Consider the following 13,402-nt stretch of genomic DNA (forward strand, 5'->3'; position numbering starts at 1 on the left):
GGCGTGGGTTTCTCACCTCGTGTCTTCTCCTTCGGCCCCGGTACCGGCGGTCTCCTCGAGATGGTCGACCCGGTCGTGGTCCTCGCCGGCGTCGAGCAGGTTGTCCTTCGGCGCGCGATTGTCCGGGGACTCGGTGAGCGAGACGTCCGGGTGATGCAGGTCGAAGGCCGGGCTTTCGGACCGGATCCGCGGCAGCTTGTCGAAGTTGTGGCGCGGCGGCGGGGAGCTGGTCGCCCACTCCAGCGAGCGGCCCCAGCCCCAAGGGTCGTCGACGTCGACCTTGGGCGCATTGCGGGACTTGTAGACGTTGTATAGGAACGGCAGAGTCGAGGCACCGAGGATGAAGGCGCCGACGCTGGAGACCTCGTTCAGCGTGGTGAAACCCTCGTTCGCGCCGTACGACGCGTACCGCCGCGGCATGCCCTCGACACCCAGCCAGTGCTGCACCAGGAACGTGGTGTGGAAGCCGATGAACAGCAACCAGAAGTGCAGCTTCCCGAGCTTCTCGTCCAGCATCCGCCCGGTGAACTTCGGCCACCAGAAGTAGAACCCCGCGAACATCGCGAACACCACGGTCCCGAACACCACGTAGTGGAAATGCGCCACCACGAAGTAGGTGTCGGTGACCTGGAAGTCCAAGGCCGGCGAGGCCAAGATCACCCCCGTCAATCCACCGAACAAGAAGGTGGTCAGGAACCCGAGCGACCACAACATCGGCGTCTCGAACGACACCGAACCGCCCCACATCGTGCCTATCCAGTTGAAGAACTTCACCCCGGTCGGCACCGCGATCATGAACGACATAAACGAGAAGAACGGCAGGCTGACCGCGCCCGTGACGAACATGTGGTGCGCCCACACCGTCATGGACAACGCGGCGATCGCCAGCGTGGCACCGACCAGACCGAGGTAGCCGAACACGGCCTTGCGGCTGAACACCGGCAGGATCTCGGTGATGATGCCGAAGAACGGCAAGGCGATGATGTACACCTCGGGATGCCCGAAGAACCAGAACAGGTGCTGCCACAGCATCGGGCCGCCGTTCGCGGCATCGAAGACGTGAGCCCCTAGGGCTCGATCCGCCTCCAGCATCAGCAGCGCGCCGGCCAGAATCGGGAACGCCACCAGCACCATGATCGACGTGATGAGAGTGTTCCAGGTGAAGATCGGCATCCGGAACATCGTCATACCTGGTGCCCGCAGGGAGATGATCGTGGTGACGAAGTTGACCGCACCCAGGATCGTGCCCAGACCGGCCATCCACAGACCCATGATCCACAGGTCACCGCCGATACCCGGCGAGCGCACCGCGTTGGACAGCGGGGCGTAGCCGGTCCAGCCGAAGCTCGCCGCGCCGCCCGGGGTGAAGAATCCACTGAACGCGATGAGCCCGCCGAACAGGAACAGCCAATAGCTGAACATGTTCAGCCGCGGGAACGCGACGTCCGGGGCGCCGATCTGCACCGGCATGATGACATTGGCGAAGCCGACGAACAGTGGTGTCGCGAACAGCAGCAGCATGATCGTGCCGTGCATGGTGAAGAGCTGGTTGTAGACCTCTTCGTTCACGATCTGCAGGCCCGGCTTGGCCAGCTCGGCGCGCATGACCAGCGCCATCATGCCGCCGATCAGGAAGAACGCGAACGACGTGATCAGATACATGTGGCCGATCAGCTTGTGATCGGTAGTGGTGAGGACCCGCACCACCGCACGGCCCAGCGGACGGCGACGTCCTGCCGCGGGTTCGCCGGGTCCGACCCTGGCCGTCACCGACCAAGGACGGCTCTGGTGGGCACCAACATGGGTCAGCTGCTCGTGGATCGGATCGCTGTCGCCGGCCTGAGTGGTCCCCACGGACCGACTCACCAGTTCGCCGGCGGGTCGCTGGCAGGGAACGAATCCTCGCCGCACACGTCAACGATGTCCCGCAGCGGTCGCGAAGGAGACGTCGGAGGGATGGTGCCTGTGCGCCAGGGATGCAGGCGGTCGGTCGCCGACTCTTTGGAGAGCTGGCATTGCAGGCAGAGACTGGCCATCGGGATGGCCTGCAGCCGGTCCGCAGAGATGGCGCGTCCGCAGCGTTGGCAGATCCCGAAGGCGCCGATCGCGATCCGGAACAGAGCAGCGTCGATGTCCGCCAGGGCAGCTCTGGAAGCGCTCATCAGCGTTGCCGTCACGTCACTCTGAGCAGGTCCGGAGGCGGCCAACGCGTCGTACGCGAGGTCGGTGAACTGATCGAGACGAAACCGCCGCTGCTGCTCGAGCTCGTCTCGATACCACTTCAGGTCGACAGGGTGCGGGTCACGTGGTGTGTCGCGTGGCGCCACCTGATCCAGGTCGGTCATCGAAACCTCCTCGTCGGCACGAATCGCGGAGCCGCGATACCCGCGCCTCCGTGTTCGCACGATCCCAACGATGCCGTCTCGCACCCGAGCTGAATACGTGCCCGATCGGCGAACGCCGGACTCCATCGTTGCCGGGTATCGGCAACCTCTCGCAGACCTGGCTGAGGAGCGCGGCTCACCGTGCAGCCGGCCCTCCGTCATCAGGACGGCAGGCACATCCTTGGTTTCTATCGCAATACGACATATTTTGGGCCTGTGCCCTGCTCGTGACGGTGCGTCGGATGGAGTGCGGCCAGTAAGAGGGCTGGGTCTCCCCCGTTGCACCGTCCGGCAGGGTTCGACGACTCCCAGCCATCCCCACGTTGGTTAGTCGTTGTCGGGCGACGGCCCCCGTGGGTTCAGGCCTCGATCAGGCCGGCTCTGATCGCGTACCGGGTCAGTTCCAAGCGGTCGCGGAGGCCAAGTTTCTGGAGCATGTTCGCCCGGTGCCGCTCGACCGTCTTGATGCTGATGAACAGGATTCCAGCGATCTCCTTGGACGAGTGCCCCTCGGCAACGAGCTTGAGTACCTCTTCCTCGCGGGCGGTCAGGATCTGCTCCGGGATGGTCTGGCCGAGGCGTGCCCGATTCAGGTAGTTACGGATCAGCGCGTTCACCGCTCCCGGGTACAGGAACGGCTCTCCGCGCATCGCGGCCCGGCACGCTTCCACGAGGTCGCGGTCAGCGACGGATTTCAGCACATACCCCGCAGCTCCGGCCTTGAGGGCTTGGAAGAAGTACTGCTCGTTGTCGTACATCGTCAGCATGAGAATCCGCAGGTCGGGCTGACGCGACGACAGCTCACGTGCTGCCTGCAGCCCGGTCATCCTCGGCATGGCGATGTCGAGAATCGCCAGATCGATCTCGACGGACCGGGCAAGGTCGACGGCCTCCTTGCCATCTCCTGCTTCGGCGACCACCGTCAGGCCAGGTTCGCTGTCCAGGATCAGCCGTACACCGCGGCGTACCAGTGCATGGTCGTCGGCGAGCAAGATGCGGGTGGCGCCCTGTGCAGCCATGCTCAGACTCCGTTCCGGTCGAGCGGCACCAGCAGGTTCACGTCAGTACCACCTGCCGGCGCGGCGCCGAGATCGAGAGTGGCGCCAACCAGCAGTGCGCGCTCCCGCATGCCACGGATTCCGGCTCCCTCGTGGGCCAGCCCGAGGCCGCGGCCGTCGTCACGGATCCGAAGACTGACAGCTCCCTCGTCGTGGCGCAGGCTGATCTCCACGTAGTCGGCGTCGGCATGGCGGGCAACGTTCGTCAGTCCTTCCTGGGCAACCCGATAGATCACAAGCTCGGCCTGCTCGTCCAGCACGGGCAGACCAGGCTGGAAATCGTGACGTATCGCGAGACCGGTGTGCGTGGACAGCTCGGTCACCAGCGCAGTCAAAGCACTGACGAGACCAAGATCCTCCAGCACACCCGGTCGCAGCCTCCGCGCCAGCCGGCGTACCTCATCCAGGCTGTCCCGGGTCGTCTCCTGAGCATGGAACAAGTCCGCGCGCAGGTCGGAGTCGTCCACCCGTCCGGCCGCCCGTTTGAGTTCCAGCAGTACGGCGGTCAGGCTCTGGCCGACTTCGTCGTGCAGCTCCTGAGCGATCCGTCGCCGCTCCGCCTCCTGGGCAGACAGTGCACGGGTACTGCTGGTGGCACGTTCTGCCTCCAACCGCGCCAGCATCTCGTTGAAGGCACGGATCAACTGCGAGACACCACCCTGACCGGCGACTGGCAGCCGCTGCCCGGGCTTGAGCAGATCGACGGTCGCCATTCGGCGGCTCAGCCGGTCCAGCGGAGCCAGCCCTACCTGCAGGAGTACGGCGTTGGCGACCAGCATGACCGCGAAACCGCCCAGCAGCACCACTGCCTCGGTGAAAACCACCGGAGCGGACACCGTCACCGGTGCCCACAGCAACAGTGCGGTCGCTGCAGCAAGCACCACCGCATTCAGCGCGAAGATGCGCCAGAACAACGGCGCTGCAAGCACGCCTCTCCTCGCCGCCGCTGTTTGATGACTCGGCATATGTTCCATGCTGCCCAGCGTGCCTGTTCCCCCACTGCAAGTCGATCGGGCTAACACTCATCCGCGTCTGCCTGCGGCGGTCCGAGCTCCCGAAATGGGTGTCAGGCCCTATGGTCTGCCCCTGCTGCATCGCCGATGGTGGTGACAGAACAGATCACGAGCCTCAAGACGGCCTTCCGCAGACAGCCGGCGTGCGCACTGCCCCCCAGGCGCACGCCGGTCTCTGGTTGACGTCCCTTGAAAGGACCCCGATTCACATGACGACGGACATGGGCCGTGCCCCACAACTCACACACCACGAAGCAGGCGAGCGCCTGGCACACGAGCGCAACTCCCGCCTCGCCCAACTGAGGGCAATCGAGGAGTCCGCGCCGCATGCGGACGAGGACTTGCAGGCGGCACAGACCGCCGCGATCGAGCGCGTTCTCGAAGAGATCGACGCTGCCGGACGGCGCCTGTCGGACGGCTCCTACGGAGCCTGCAACAGCTGCCGAACCACGATCCCCGTCGAGCGCCTCGAGATCCTTCCGTACGCACGCTTCTGCGTGGGCTGCCAGCAACGCGCCAGCTGACAGAGCCGATCCAGTGGAGGAGTTGTGCACGTGACCCAGCAGATATCTGCGTTCGACAACAGACGCCTCGAGGCCGCGGAGCTCCGTGTTCTGCGGGCCGCCCTACTCGAACAGCTGCTGTTCCGGCGTCAACAGCTCCGGGATATCGCTTGGGGTGCCAACGATATCGCCGGAACGGCAGGCGCTCGTGACACCGCCGCGCACAGCGAGGTCCGTGACCAACTCACCGTGGCTGCACAGACCGCATTGGCCGAGACTGAGGCCGCTCTGATCCGAATGAACACGGGGCGGTACGGCGGATGTGGCCGATGCGGTCGCACAGTCAGCCTCCAGTGCCTGTCGGTCCACCCTCAGGCGCGCTATTGCACTCGGTGTCAGCACTTCCTCGCGGCCCAGCAATGAGCGGGCCGATCACCAGCCACCGTGCCCGGCCGTGTCCGCCACTACAGCCGGCTCGTCGGCCGCAGTCGCGAATGCCTCCAGCGCGCGGATCAGCTCGCGCCGTCGGCTGACCGGCATCGCGCGGACGACACGTTCGATCTCGGTCCTGCGCGCCCGAGTGACCCGCCGGACCAGCGACCGGCCAGGCGGTCGACCATCCGCAGCGCGGTCGACGCGGTCACACTCACCGAGGAAGCAACTCTGCGCTTCGACAGCAAACTGAAGCGATTGCTACGCGACGCGCGATCGAAGGCCCACGATCCTGGCTTCGCTTCGCAAACGGTCGAAGCATGAACTCCGCACGTCGAGGAGTTTCTTGACTGCATCTCGCGCCCAGTCTTGCTCGCGCTGTCGCCTGCCTACCAACAAGGAAACGACTCGACGACGTACTCCGCGATGCACTCGACGCATTCGCGACGGAACTCGCCGTCGACGGCATCGCGATCGGTGCCCTTAGGCGCATGTCGGAGTTCTTCGTGGCCATCTCACGGGCCAAGAAGAAGCGGTGCTGACCCACATCGATTTCCGCGAGAGACCGGCAGGACCGCCCCAGTTCTGGGACGAGGAGCGCACAATGCATCAGGAGTTCATCGACTTCGCGTACGAGGATTGACTCGCCGGACCCAGGGCTCACCAAGATCACTCTGAGCGATAGAGGCATGGCTTAAGCTTGCGGACCGTCGAACTCCGCTCCGCCTTGCCGCACACCTCTTTACGCACCTCAATCAGCGCGAGAGGATGGTCAGCAATGAGAACCTACGAGCCATTCGGGACCAGCTAAGCCCTTACTGGTAAGAGCTTTCGTGCGTCAACGAGATTCAGTGATCACCTTCGGCTGCAAATCAGCGGGTTCGGGGTTCAGTCCCTGGCGGCGCACAAAAGCCCAGGCCACCAAGGTGTCCTGGGCTTCTTGACGTCTGCAGGTCGCCTTTACTCGCCTCTTTGCCGACGCCGCCCCCAATGCGACGGCCGTGCCATCTCCGTCAGCACGCTGCCTTGCGTTTGGCCTGATCGTAACTGTGCGTCACATCACATCGTCGCGCATCGTTGCCGACTTCTCGGCGCACTGGCCGGTCACGGCGTTGAGCAGCCAACCGTCGCAGCGTGGGTCAACGAGCTCGCCGACCGGGGCTGTGGAGGCATGGACGCAGGTAGCTGGTGTGCGATCGGCGACCCGTCGTCCGGCTTCACGACGACGAGGTGGTCGCGGGTGGAACTCGGCAGCAGTCCTCGCTCAGCCAGCTCCTCGACCGCATTGAACGGCGAAGTGGTGGCGAAGTACTTGCAACGCTGAACTCATGAGGACCTTCCAACCAGTTCACCCGGACACGTTTGGCAGACTTGACGGGCCAGACCGGAGAAGTGTGAGCCCTTTGCGAGCGTGACCTGCATCCCTTCGGCGTTGGCGGAGTGCCCCTCTAGCCCGCTGCATCCGGCTGGCGGTCGTGGATCGCCCGGCTCAGCACGTCCCAGTAGCGAGCCACGACGGCGAGCTCCTCCTCGGTGAACGCCAGCATGGCCTCACCCATCGCCTCGGCGTACAGGTCGAACCTGGCGCTGATCGGCGCGACGCGCTCACGGCGTACGGAGACAGCGAAACGCCGGCCGTCTTCGGGTGCCTTCGTCCGGGCCACGTAGCCGGCGTCTTCGAGCGCGTCGAGTACGCGCGTCACAGTGCTGCGGGGCAGCCCGGTCTGCGCGCTGACCTCCGAGGGATACATCGGCCCGTCGTGCAACGTCAGTACGTGGAGGGCCAGGAGGGCGACCTCCGAGATGCCGGCGCTCTTCGCCACTTCGGAGTACAGCAGCATCAGCCGCGGCAGCAGCCGCTGGAACCGGTCGCGAACGATCGCCTGGCTGGACGACGGAGTCATGGCGATCACGCTACTTGTCCCATTTCGGAATTACCTGCTACCGTCGAGATCGTTCCATATTGGAACTACTTTGGAGGCAGCCGTGCGGGGCAGGACGTTGGCGATGGTGGTCCTGGTCGCCGCCAACTTCATGGACTTGATGGACACGACCGTGGTGAACGTGGCGTTGCCGTCGATCCAGTCGGACCTTGGTGCCACCGGCAGCCAACTGGAGTGGATGGTGGGTGCCTACGCCCTCGGTCTGGCCGCGTCCCTGGTCACGGGAGGACGCCTCGGCGACATCATCGGTGTTCAGCGTGTGTTCCTGGCCGGCATCATCGGGTTCACGCTGACTTCGCTGAGTGCCGCTGTGGCCGGTTCCGCAGACTGGCTGGTCGCCGCCCGCGCGACCCAGGGGGTTTGCGCCGGATTCATGGTCCCCCAGGTGCTGGCTGGTGTTCAGGCCCTGTACCCACCTGACCGGCGAGCGCCGGTCTACGGACTGATCGGATTCATCACGGGCTCCGCCGCTGTCATCGGCCCGATCCTGTCCGGCGGGCTGATCTCGAGCGGCGGTTTCGGGATGGGGTGGCGCGCCATCTTCGTGGTCAACGTGCCGATCGGTGTCGCCTTGACGGCCATCGCGCTGAAGGTTGTACCCAACGCGCGTTCGACCCGGCCGCCCCGCCTGGACCTGCCGGGCGTTGCTCTGCTCACCGCCGCGATCGCCTGCCTGGCGCTGCCGCTCATCGACGGCCGGCAGGCGGGATGGCCGTGGTGGTCCTGGACCCTCCTCGGCACCGCCCCGATCCTCCTCGCCGGTTTTGTCAGCTGGCAGTTCGCTGTCGAGCGATCGGGCACGACACCTCTCATTCCTGTTCACCTGTTCCGCAACCGCGCCTACGCGGCCGGCAACGTCGTGAACTTCAGCTTCCAGGCCGGCCTGGTCGGGGTCTTCCTCGTACTGACGCTCTACGTGCAGCAGGCGCTCGGCTACTCCGCACTGCAATCGGGGCTGGTCTGGCTCGGGTTCAGCCTCGGCACCCTGGTCGGCAGCGTGCTTGCGGCGACGGTCGCCGGTCGCATCGGTCCCCCGCTGATGACCTTCGGAGCGATCCTCGCCGCTGCCTCGGTCGCCGTCGTTGCTCAATGGCACCCGGGCGCCACTCCCCCACCTCACTGGTGGCAGGTGAGCCCAGTACTCACGATCGGAGGCATCGGCATGGGATTGCTGGTCGTGCCGCTCTTCGATGCCGCGCTGGCCTCGGTGCCCGCTGCCGACGCCGGAAGCGCGTCGGGCGCGCTCAGCACGATGCAGCAGATCGGAGGAACTCTGGGCGTCGCCGTGATCGGTGGGATCTTCTACGACCATGCAGGAGCACAGCCCACCGGCACGAGCCTGGCAACGGCCCTGCAAGTCGCCTGCTGGTGCTCTGTCGCAGCGTTCGGTGTCGCCGCGGCCGCCGGTACGGCGTTCGTCCGGGCGCCTGTTCGTACCGAGTCCCAGAAACCGTCCCCGACCCCGATCGGGTGCCCTCAGCGACTAGGAGATGCCTAGGATGGGCGTCGAACCAGTCCGTCACGACCCTCGGTTGACCACGATCGTCGGCGACCGGCGCCGGCTGATCAACATCGCGTACCGGCTTCTCGGCTCGGTCACCGAGGCCGAGGACGCCGTCCAGGAGACGTTCACCCGCTGGTGCGCCCTCCCGCTGGAACAGCAGGAGTCGATCGAGTCGCCCAGCGCCTGGCTCAGCACTGTGGTCAGCCGGGTTTGCCTCGACCAACTCGGATCTGCCCGCGCGCAGCGAGAGCGGTACGTCGGACCATGGCTGCCCGAGCCGCTGCCCGATACGGCCGAGTGGTCCCGCGGGCAGAACGCCGCTACGGCGGATCCGGCTGATCGCATCACGCTCGACGAGTCGATCGACATGGCCTTCCTGATCGTCCTGGACTCGATGACCCCGGCCGAGCGCGTCACCTTCCTGCTCCACGACGTCTTCAGGTACCCGTTCGCCGAGATCGCCGAAGTGGTCGGCCGTACGCCGGCGGCCTGTCGCCAACTCGCCTCCTCGGCGCGACGGCGGGTACGGGCAGCTCAGCCTGTCGAGACGTCGGCGGCCCAACGAGCCGATGCCGTCCGCGGCTTCCGGCACGCGTGGGAGGCCAAGGACGTCCGCGCCCTCGTCGAACTGCTCGATCCGCAGGCGATGGCCGTCGCTGACGGTGGGGGCGTCGTGCTCGCGTCGTTGGACCCGATCGAAGGCCGCGAAGAGGTCGCCCAGTACTTCGTCGAGCTGGCCAAGCGCGCCGAGAGCCTGGAGCTCCTCGAGCGGACGGTCAATGGCCGGCCGGGTCTGGTGGCAATCCACGAAGGCGCCTTCGCCGCGGTGTACTCCTTCGAGATCGTCGACTACCTCATCCGCCGCATCTGGGTCGTGCGCAACCCGGACAAGCTCCACATGTGGACGGAACTGTGAACCGGCCCAGGCTGTCCGGCCCGTCGGCGTAGCTGTGCTGGACGACCTGGATCGGGCCATAGCGCATGCGCTGCACATCGATGGCCGGGCGCCCTTCAACCGGATTGCGGCGGTCTTGGCGTTTCGGATCAGACCGTGGCGCGGAGGTACCACAGGCTTCGCTCCGGCGGACTGCTTCGCGTGGCCGGGCAGCCGGTGGCGCGGCGGCTGGACTGGGTCGAGTGCGTGCTGCGTGTCCAGGCAGTTCCACGAACCGCCTCAGCGATCGCGGACGCGTTGGCCCGCAGGAACGACACAGTCTGGGTCAACCTGACCTCAGGCGGCACCGAGATCGTCTGTGTTGTTCGAGCGCGACCGCATCTGCGCGGCCGCTTGCGCGCTTCACGATGCGCTGGCCGCCACGGCCTCCTGTCCACGGGCGCGATGGCGTGCTGCCGCATCGCGCCCGTGGGAAGACTGTGCTCAGAAACCGATGGCTTCGCGCAGCAGAAGCACCGTGCCGCGCCCAGGCTGCAGTTCCGCATTGAGAACAAGGAGCCGGTTCACCGCGCTGGGCTGCCCGTAGATCTTCTCGGCGCGGACGGTTTCCAACGGGAGGGCATAGTCCTCGACGCGGCGCAGCGCGGTGCTGAGGTCGGGCACCAGCTTCTGCGCACCGACGACCCAGATCGCACGGCCCGCGCCGCCGGCGTTCGCCGGGAGTTGGCTTCCGCTGGCCGAGGGAAGCACCAGCGAGCCGGTTTCGGTGACCGCGCTGACGCTGCCGACCATGACATCGGGGCTGGCGAGCAGCCGGCGGATCTCGTCGGCCTCGGTGGCGCGATCCATCGCCAGCAGACGTGGCTTGAGCGCCTCGTACCGCCCACTGGTGTTGATGTCCTCCTCGATGCCCGAAAGCCGGAGGGTCTCGCTCGCTCCGGTCAGCACGCTGGCACCCGCGGGGATCAGATCCTTGATGCGGGACCGTGCGGCCGCGGCGTCGTCGAGGATCTCGACCGTGAAGCCGTTGGCCGCAAGCGCTGCTGCCGCCGACTCAAGCCGCTCGGCGGACGCAGGGTCGGCGAACTGGCTGGACGATGTCGAGGATTCCCAGGCAACGATCGGCGATCCCGGCAGCGGCGTGGTGTCGAAGTACCTGACCTCGAAAACGCGTTCGCTGAACTTCCAACCTGCGGGCGTACGCCGATAGCGATCGTTGAACAGCGCGTAGTTGACGATCGATGTGCCGTTGCGCAGCCGGCCGAGCTCGGACACGTAGGCGCGACCGGTCGCGCTGTCCCCGTCGATCTCGATCGCCCCCGGATGGGTGGTCTGCACGAAGTACTCCCACTCGTCGGCCAGGCGTTCGGTCCCGGCCCGAATCTCCTCCCGGCCGGTCTGCACGATGTGGGCCTCGGGGATCCGGTACACGGCATCGTCGGTGAACAGCGACACGAAGCGGTCGTAGTCGCCGACCATCGCCGCATCACTGAACTCTCCGCGCAACGCCTCGATCTCCACGCGGTCGGCGATGGCCTGAAAGTCATTCATCTTCTTGCTCCTTGTGGTTCCGAGCCCGGCGAAGAGAGCACACCGGGCTGCCCGTTGTCACCACTAGGACGACGGGGCCCTGCGAAATGTCAGGCGGCCCCGGCCCTCACGATCGGCAGTCAGGAACTCTGGCGGCCGGGAAGGACGGAAGCGATCAAAGCCGTCCCGGAGCCGTTCGCCCCGGGCTCGACGGACGGGGTGACGTCCTGCGATGTCAGCGCCTCACCGCACTCCGAACAACAGACCGTTGCCCGCCCGAGTGATATGAGCCTCGTCTGATCGCCTCACATCCGGCTCGGCTCGATCGTCAAAGCGGCGAATCCACATCCGAACGACTTCCAACGCATCGGAGGCAGCCATGCAGGCTTTCAAGGAACCGGAAACCAACAGATCCGACCGTCCGTCGCTGGGCATCCGGTTACTGCATGCCTTGGGCAAGGAACCGGACTGGGCGGAGATGACGGACGAAGAACTCGCCGCCTTCAGCGAAGCCGAGAACCGTAAGCGGATGTCGCCGTTCGCACGGGTGATCACCGGACGTCCGCGCCGCGGCGTCGACATCAGATGGCAGGACCTGACTCTGCCCGGGCGCAAGCTCCGGCTCCGGGTGTACCGGGCGGGCGGCCCGCGGAGCGGGAGCAATCGTCTTCCACTGGTAGTCCACGTTCACGGTGGCGGGTTCGTCGGAACAGCGGTGCAGAGCGACTGGATCAACAGCCACCTCGCGGCGCAGTTGCCTGCGGTGATCGTGTCCGTCGAGCACCGTCTGCTCGCTCCGGAGACTCCTCTCTCCGGACCGGTCGACGACGGCTGGGACGTGCTGCAGACACTGGTCCGCGATGCCGCGGAGTGGGGAGTCGATCCCGACCGGGTCGCCGTCTTCGGCGAGAGCACCGGCGCGCTGATCAGTGCGCTGGCAGCGATCCGCGGCAGAGACTGCGGCCTCCGGCTGCGAGCGCAGGTTCTGGCCAATCCGTGTGTCGACCTGACCCCGACCCTGTACGACTACCCGTCGATGGCTCAGTACGGTGAGAGCCCGACGCTCACGAAGACCCAGATGGAGTTGTTCTGCCGGCTCGCGATTCCGGCAGGCACCGATTCCCGTCCTTTGTCACCGCTGTACGCCGAGAACCTGAGCTCCCTGGCTCCGGCACTTGTCATCGTGCCGACCTTCGATCCGGTCTCCGACCAGGGCCGCCTCTACGCCGAGCGCCTGCGCGACGCCGGAACTCCGGCCCGGCTGACCGAGTACCGCGGTGCGACCCACGCGTTCCTCAGCATGCCCAACGTCGTACCGCAGGCAAAGCCCGCACGGGCAGAGATCCTCGCGTTCCTCCGCGACCGCCTCAGCTGACGGCGGGCCCGGTCGCTCTCGCAGACGATCCACGGGGGCGGAGGAAAGAAGGGCGGCCACCTCGGGAGAGTCGAGGAAGGCCGTCATTCGGCATGGGCGCGGGCGCAGTACCTCTCCAGCACGGCCGAGGACAGCGCGGCCTCCCCCATCCGTGCAGCACGCGTGTTCATCGTCCATACAGCGAGGTCGTAGTCGTCGAGAATCGCGATGAGCGGCGTGCGGACAGTAGCGAGCAGCATCGCCACGACCATGCCGGTGCGGTCGCAGCCGCCACTGCGATGGACGAGGACACCGCCGGAGCCGGATTCCACGATCTGGGCGAAGACGGCAGAGAATTGCTCGGGCCCAACGACGCAGTACCTCGCCGTGGTACGCCGGACTGTTCAACCGCTCGCCCCACTCCACCATGAAGGCGGCGTCGGCCGGGTCCTCGATGGGCAAGTGATAAGTGATCACGCCGTCAACTCGTCGGAGGGCGAGGCGTTCCCCGGCGTTTCGGAGATCGATGATCGTCGAGACGCCGGCTGCGACCACAACGGACCACCGCTCAATACCGGCCTCACTTCAGCCAAGGTCGCGGAGTGATGGAGCAGAACCTGCTCGCCTCGAGTTGCTCCGCCAAGGAAGCGGTCGGCCAGGACCTCGTTGGTGAGTGCTCCCAGGGCGGGCAGCGATCAGGCGCCAGTCGTGGGACGCCAGCATCAGCGCTCTTACACCCCAGGGGACCACGGGGCCTCCACTGGCGAGCCACAGGTGCAACGAGCG

Annotated in this window: 10 protein-coding genes and 1 pseudogene; 4 read left to right on the forward strand and 7 right to left on the reverse strand. The window is 66.2% G+C overall.

What is annotated here, in order from left to right:
• Positions 1 to 12: 12 nt before the first annotated feature.
• The 4 genes from ctaD to AB0I34_RS28110 form a co-directional block, all read right to left on the reverse strand.
• Positions 13 to 1,707, reverse strand: coding sequence for a cytochrome c oxidase subunit I (gene ctaD / locus AB0I34_RS28095; RefSeq protein ID WP_360450873.1), 1,695 nt, complete (start codon positions 1,705 to 1,707; stop codon positions 13 to 15).
• A 155-nt stretch (positions 1,708 to 1,862) separates the two neighbouring features.
• The gene (locus AB0I34_RS28100; RefSeq protein WP_360450627.1) at positions 1,863 to 2,345 is read right to left on the reverse strand and encodes a TraR/DksA C4-type zinc finger protein; all 483 of its coding nucleotides are present in this window, start codon (positions 2,343 to 2,345) and stop codon (positions 1,863 to 1,865) included.
• 398 nt (positions 2,346 to 2,743) lie between these two features.
• Positions 2,744 to 3,403, reverse strand: a complete 660-nt coding sequence (locus AB0I34_RS28105; protein ID WP_360450630.1) for a response regulator transcription factor — start codon at positions 3,401 to 3,403, stop codon at positions 2,744 to 2,746.
• 2 nt (positions 3,404 to 3,405) lie between these two features.
• Positions 3,406 to 4,371, reverse strand: coding sequence for a HAMP domain-containing sensor histidine kinase (locus AB0I34_RS28110; RefSeq protein WP_360450633.1), 966 nt, complete (start codon positions 4,369 to 4,371; stop codon positions 3,406 to 3,408).
• A 293-nt stretch (positions 4,372 to 4,664) separates the two neighbouring features.
• On the opposite strand from AB0I34_RS28110, the gene AB0I34_RS28115 reads away from it, so the two are divergent.
• Complete coding sequence (locus tag AB0I34_RS28115) at positions 4,665 to 4,979, forward strand: TraR/DksA C4-type zinc finger protein (protein ID WP_360450636.1); 315 nt, start codon at positions 4,665 to 4,667, stop codon at positions 4,977 to 4,979.
• Between the two features lie 1,859 nt (positions 4,980 to 6,838).
• Here AB0I34_RS28115 and AB0I34_RS28120 read toward each other — a convergent pair.
• Entirely contained in the window at positions 6,839 to 7,294 is a 456-nt protein-coding gene (locus tag AB0I34_RS28120; RefSeq protein ID WP_360450639.1) for a MarR family transcriptional regulator, read from the reverse strand.
• 82 nt (positions 7,295 to 7,376) lie between these two features.
• Between AB0I34_RS28120 and AB0I34_RS28125 the strand changes: the two genes are divergently transcribed.
• Positions 7,377 to 8,831, forward strand: a complete 1,455-nt coding sequence (locus AB0I34_RS28125) for a DHA2 family efflux MFS transporter permease subunit (protein WP_360450642.1) — start codon at positions 7,377 to 7,379, stop codon at positions 8,829 to 8,831.
• Position 8,832: 1 nt separating this feature from the next.
• Positions 8,833 to 9,753 (forward strand): RNA polymerase sigma factor SigJ, encoded by a 921-nt coding sequence (sigJ, locus tag AB0I34_RS28130; protein ID WP_360450645.1) that lies wholly within the window; start codon positions 8,833 to 8,835, stop codon positions 9,751 to 9,753.
• 462 nt (positions 9,754 to 10,215) lie between these two features.
• On the opposite strand, the gene AB0I34_RS28135 is transcribed toward sigJ, so the two are convergent.
• Complete coding sequence (locus AB0I34_RS28135) at positions 10,216 to 11,283, reverse strand: LUD domain-containing protein (RefSeq protein ID WP_360450648.1); 1,068 nt, start codon at positions 11,281 to 11,283, stop codon at positions 10,216 to 10,218.
• Between the two features lie 358 nt (positions 11,284 to 11,641).
• Between AB0I34_RS28135 and AB0I34_RS28140 the strand changes: the two genes are divergently transcribed.
• On the forward strand, positions 11,642 to 12,637 hold the full coding sequence (locus AB0I34_RS28140; RefSeq protein WP_360450651.1) for an alpha/beta hydrolase: 996 nt from the start codon (positions 11,642 to 11,644) through the stop codon (positions 12,635 to 12,637).
• Positions 12,638 to 12,720: 83 nt separating this feature from the next.
• Here the strand turns inward: AB0I34_RS28140 and AB0I34_RS28145 are convergent.
• Positions 12,721 to 12,987 (reverse strand): annotated as a pseudogene (locus AB0I34_RS28145) (tyrosine-protein phosphatase); the annotation flags it as partial.
• Positions 12,988 to 13,402: the final 415 nt, after the last annotated feature.

Origin of the sequence: Kribbella sp. NPDC050281 (genome assembly GCF_040655855.1) — a bacterium.
GTDB lineage: Bacteria > Actinomycetota > Actinomycetes > Propionibacteriales > Kribbellaceae > Kribbella.

Coding starts and splice junctions, on each gene's coding strand:
- AB0I34_RS28105 (WP_360450630.1), bottom strand. CDS start 3,403: ATGGCTGCACAGGGCGCCACCCGCATCTTGCTCGCCGACGACCATGCA.
- sigJ (WP_360450645.1), top strand. CDS start 8,833: ATGGGCGTCGAACCAGTCCGTCACGACCCTCGGTTGACCACGATCGTC.
- AB0I34_RS28140 (WP_360450651.1), top strand. CDS start 11,642: ATGCAGGCTTTCAAGGAACCGGAAACCAACAGATCCGACCGTCCGTCG.
- AB0I34_RS28100 (WP_360450627.1), bottom strand. CDS start 2,345: ATGACCGACCTGGATCAGGTGGCGCCACGCGACACACCACGTGACCCG.
- AB0I34_RS28135 (WP_360450648.1), bottom strand. CDS start 11,283: ATGAATGACTTTCAGGCCATCGCCGACCGCGTGGAGATCGAGGCGTTG.
- AB0I34_RS28120 (WP_360450639.1), bottom strand. CDS start 7,294: ATGACTCCGTCGTCCAGCCAGGCGATCGTTCGCGACCGGTTCCAGCGG.
- AB0I34_RS28115 (WP_360450636.1), top strand. CDS start 4,665: ATGACGACGGACATGGGCCGTGCCCCACAACTCACACACCACGAAGCA.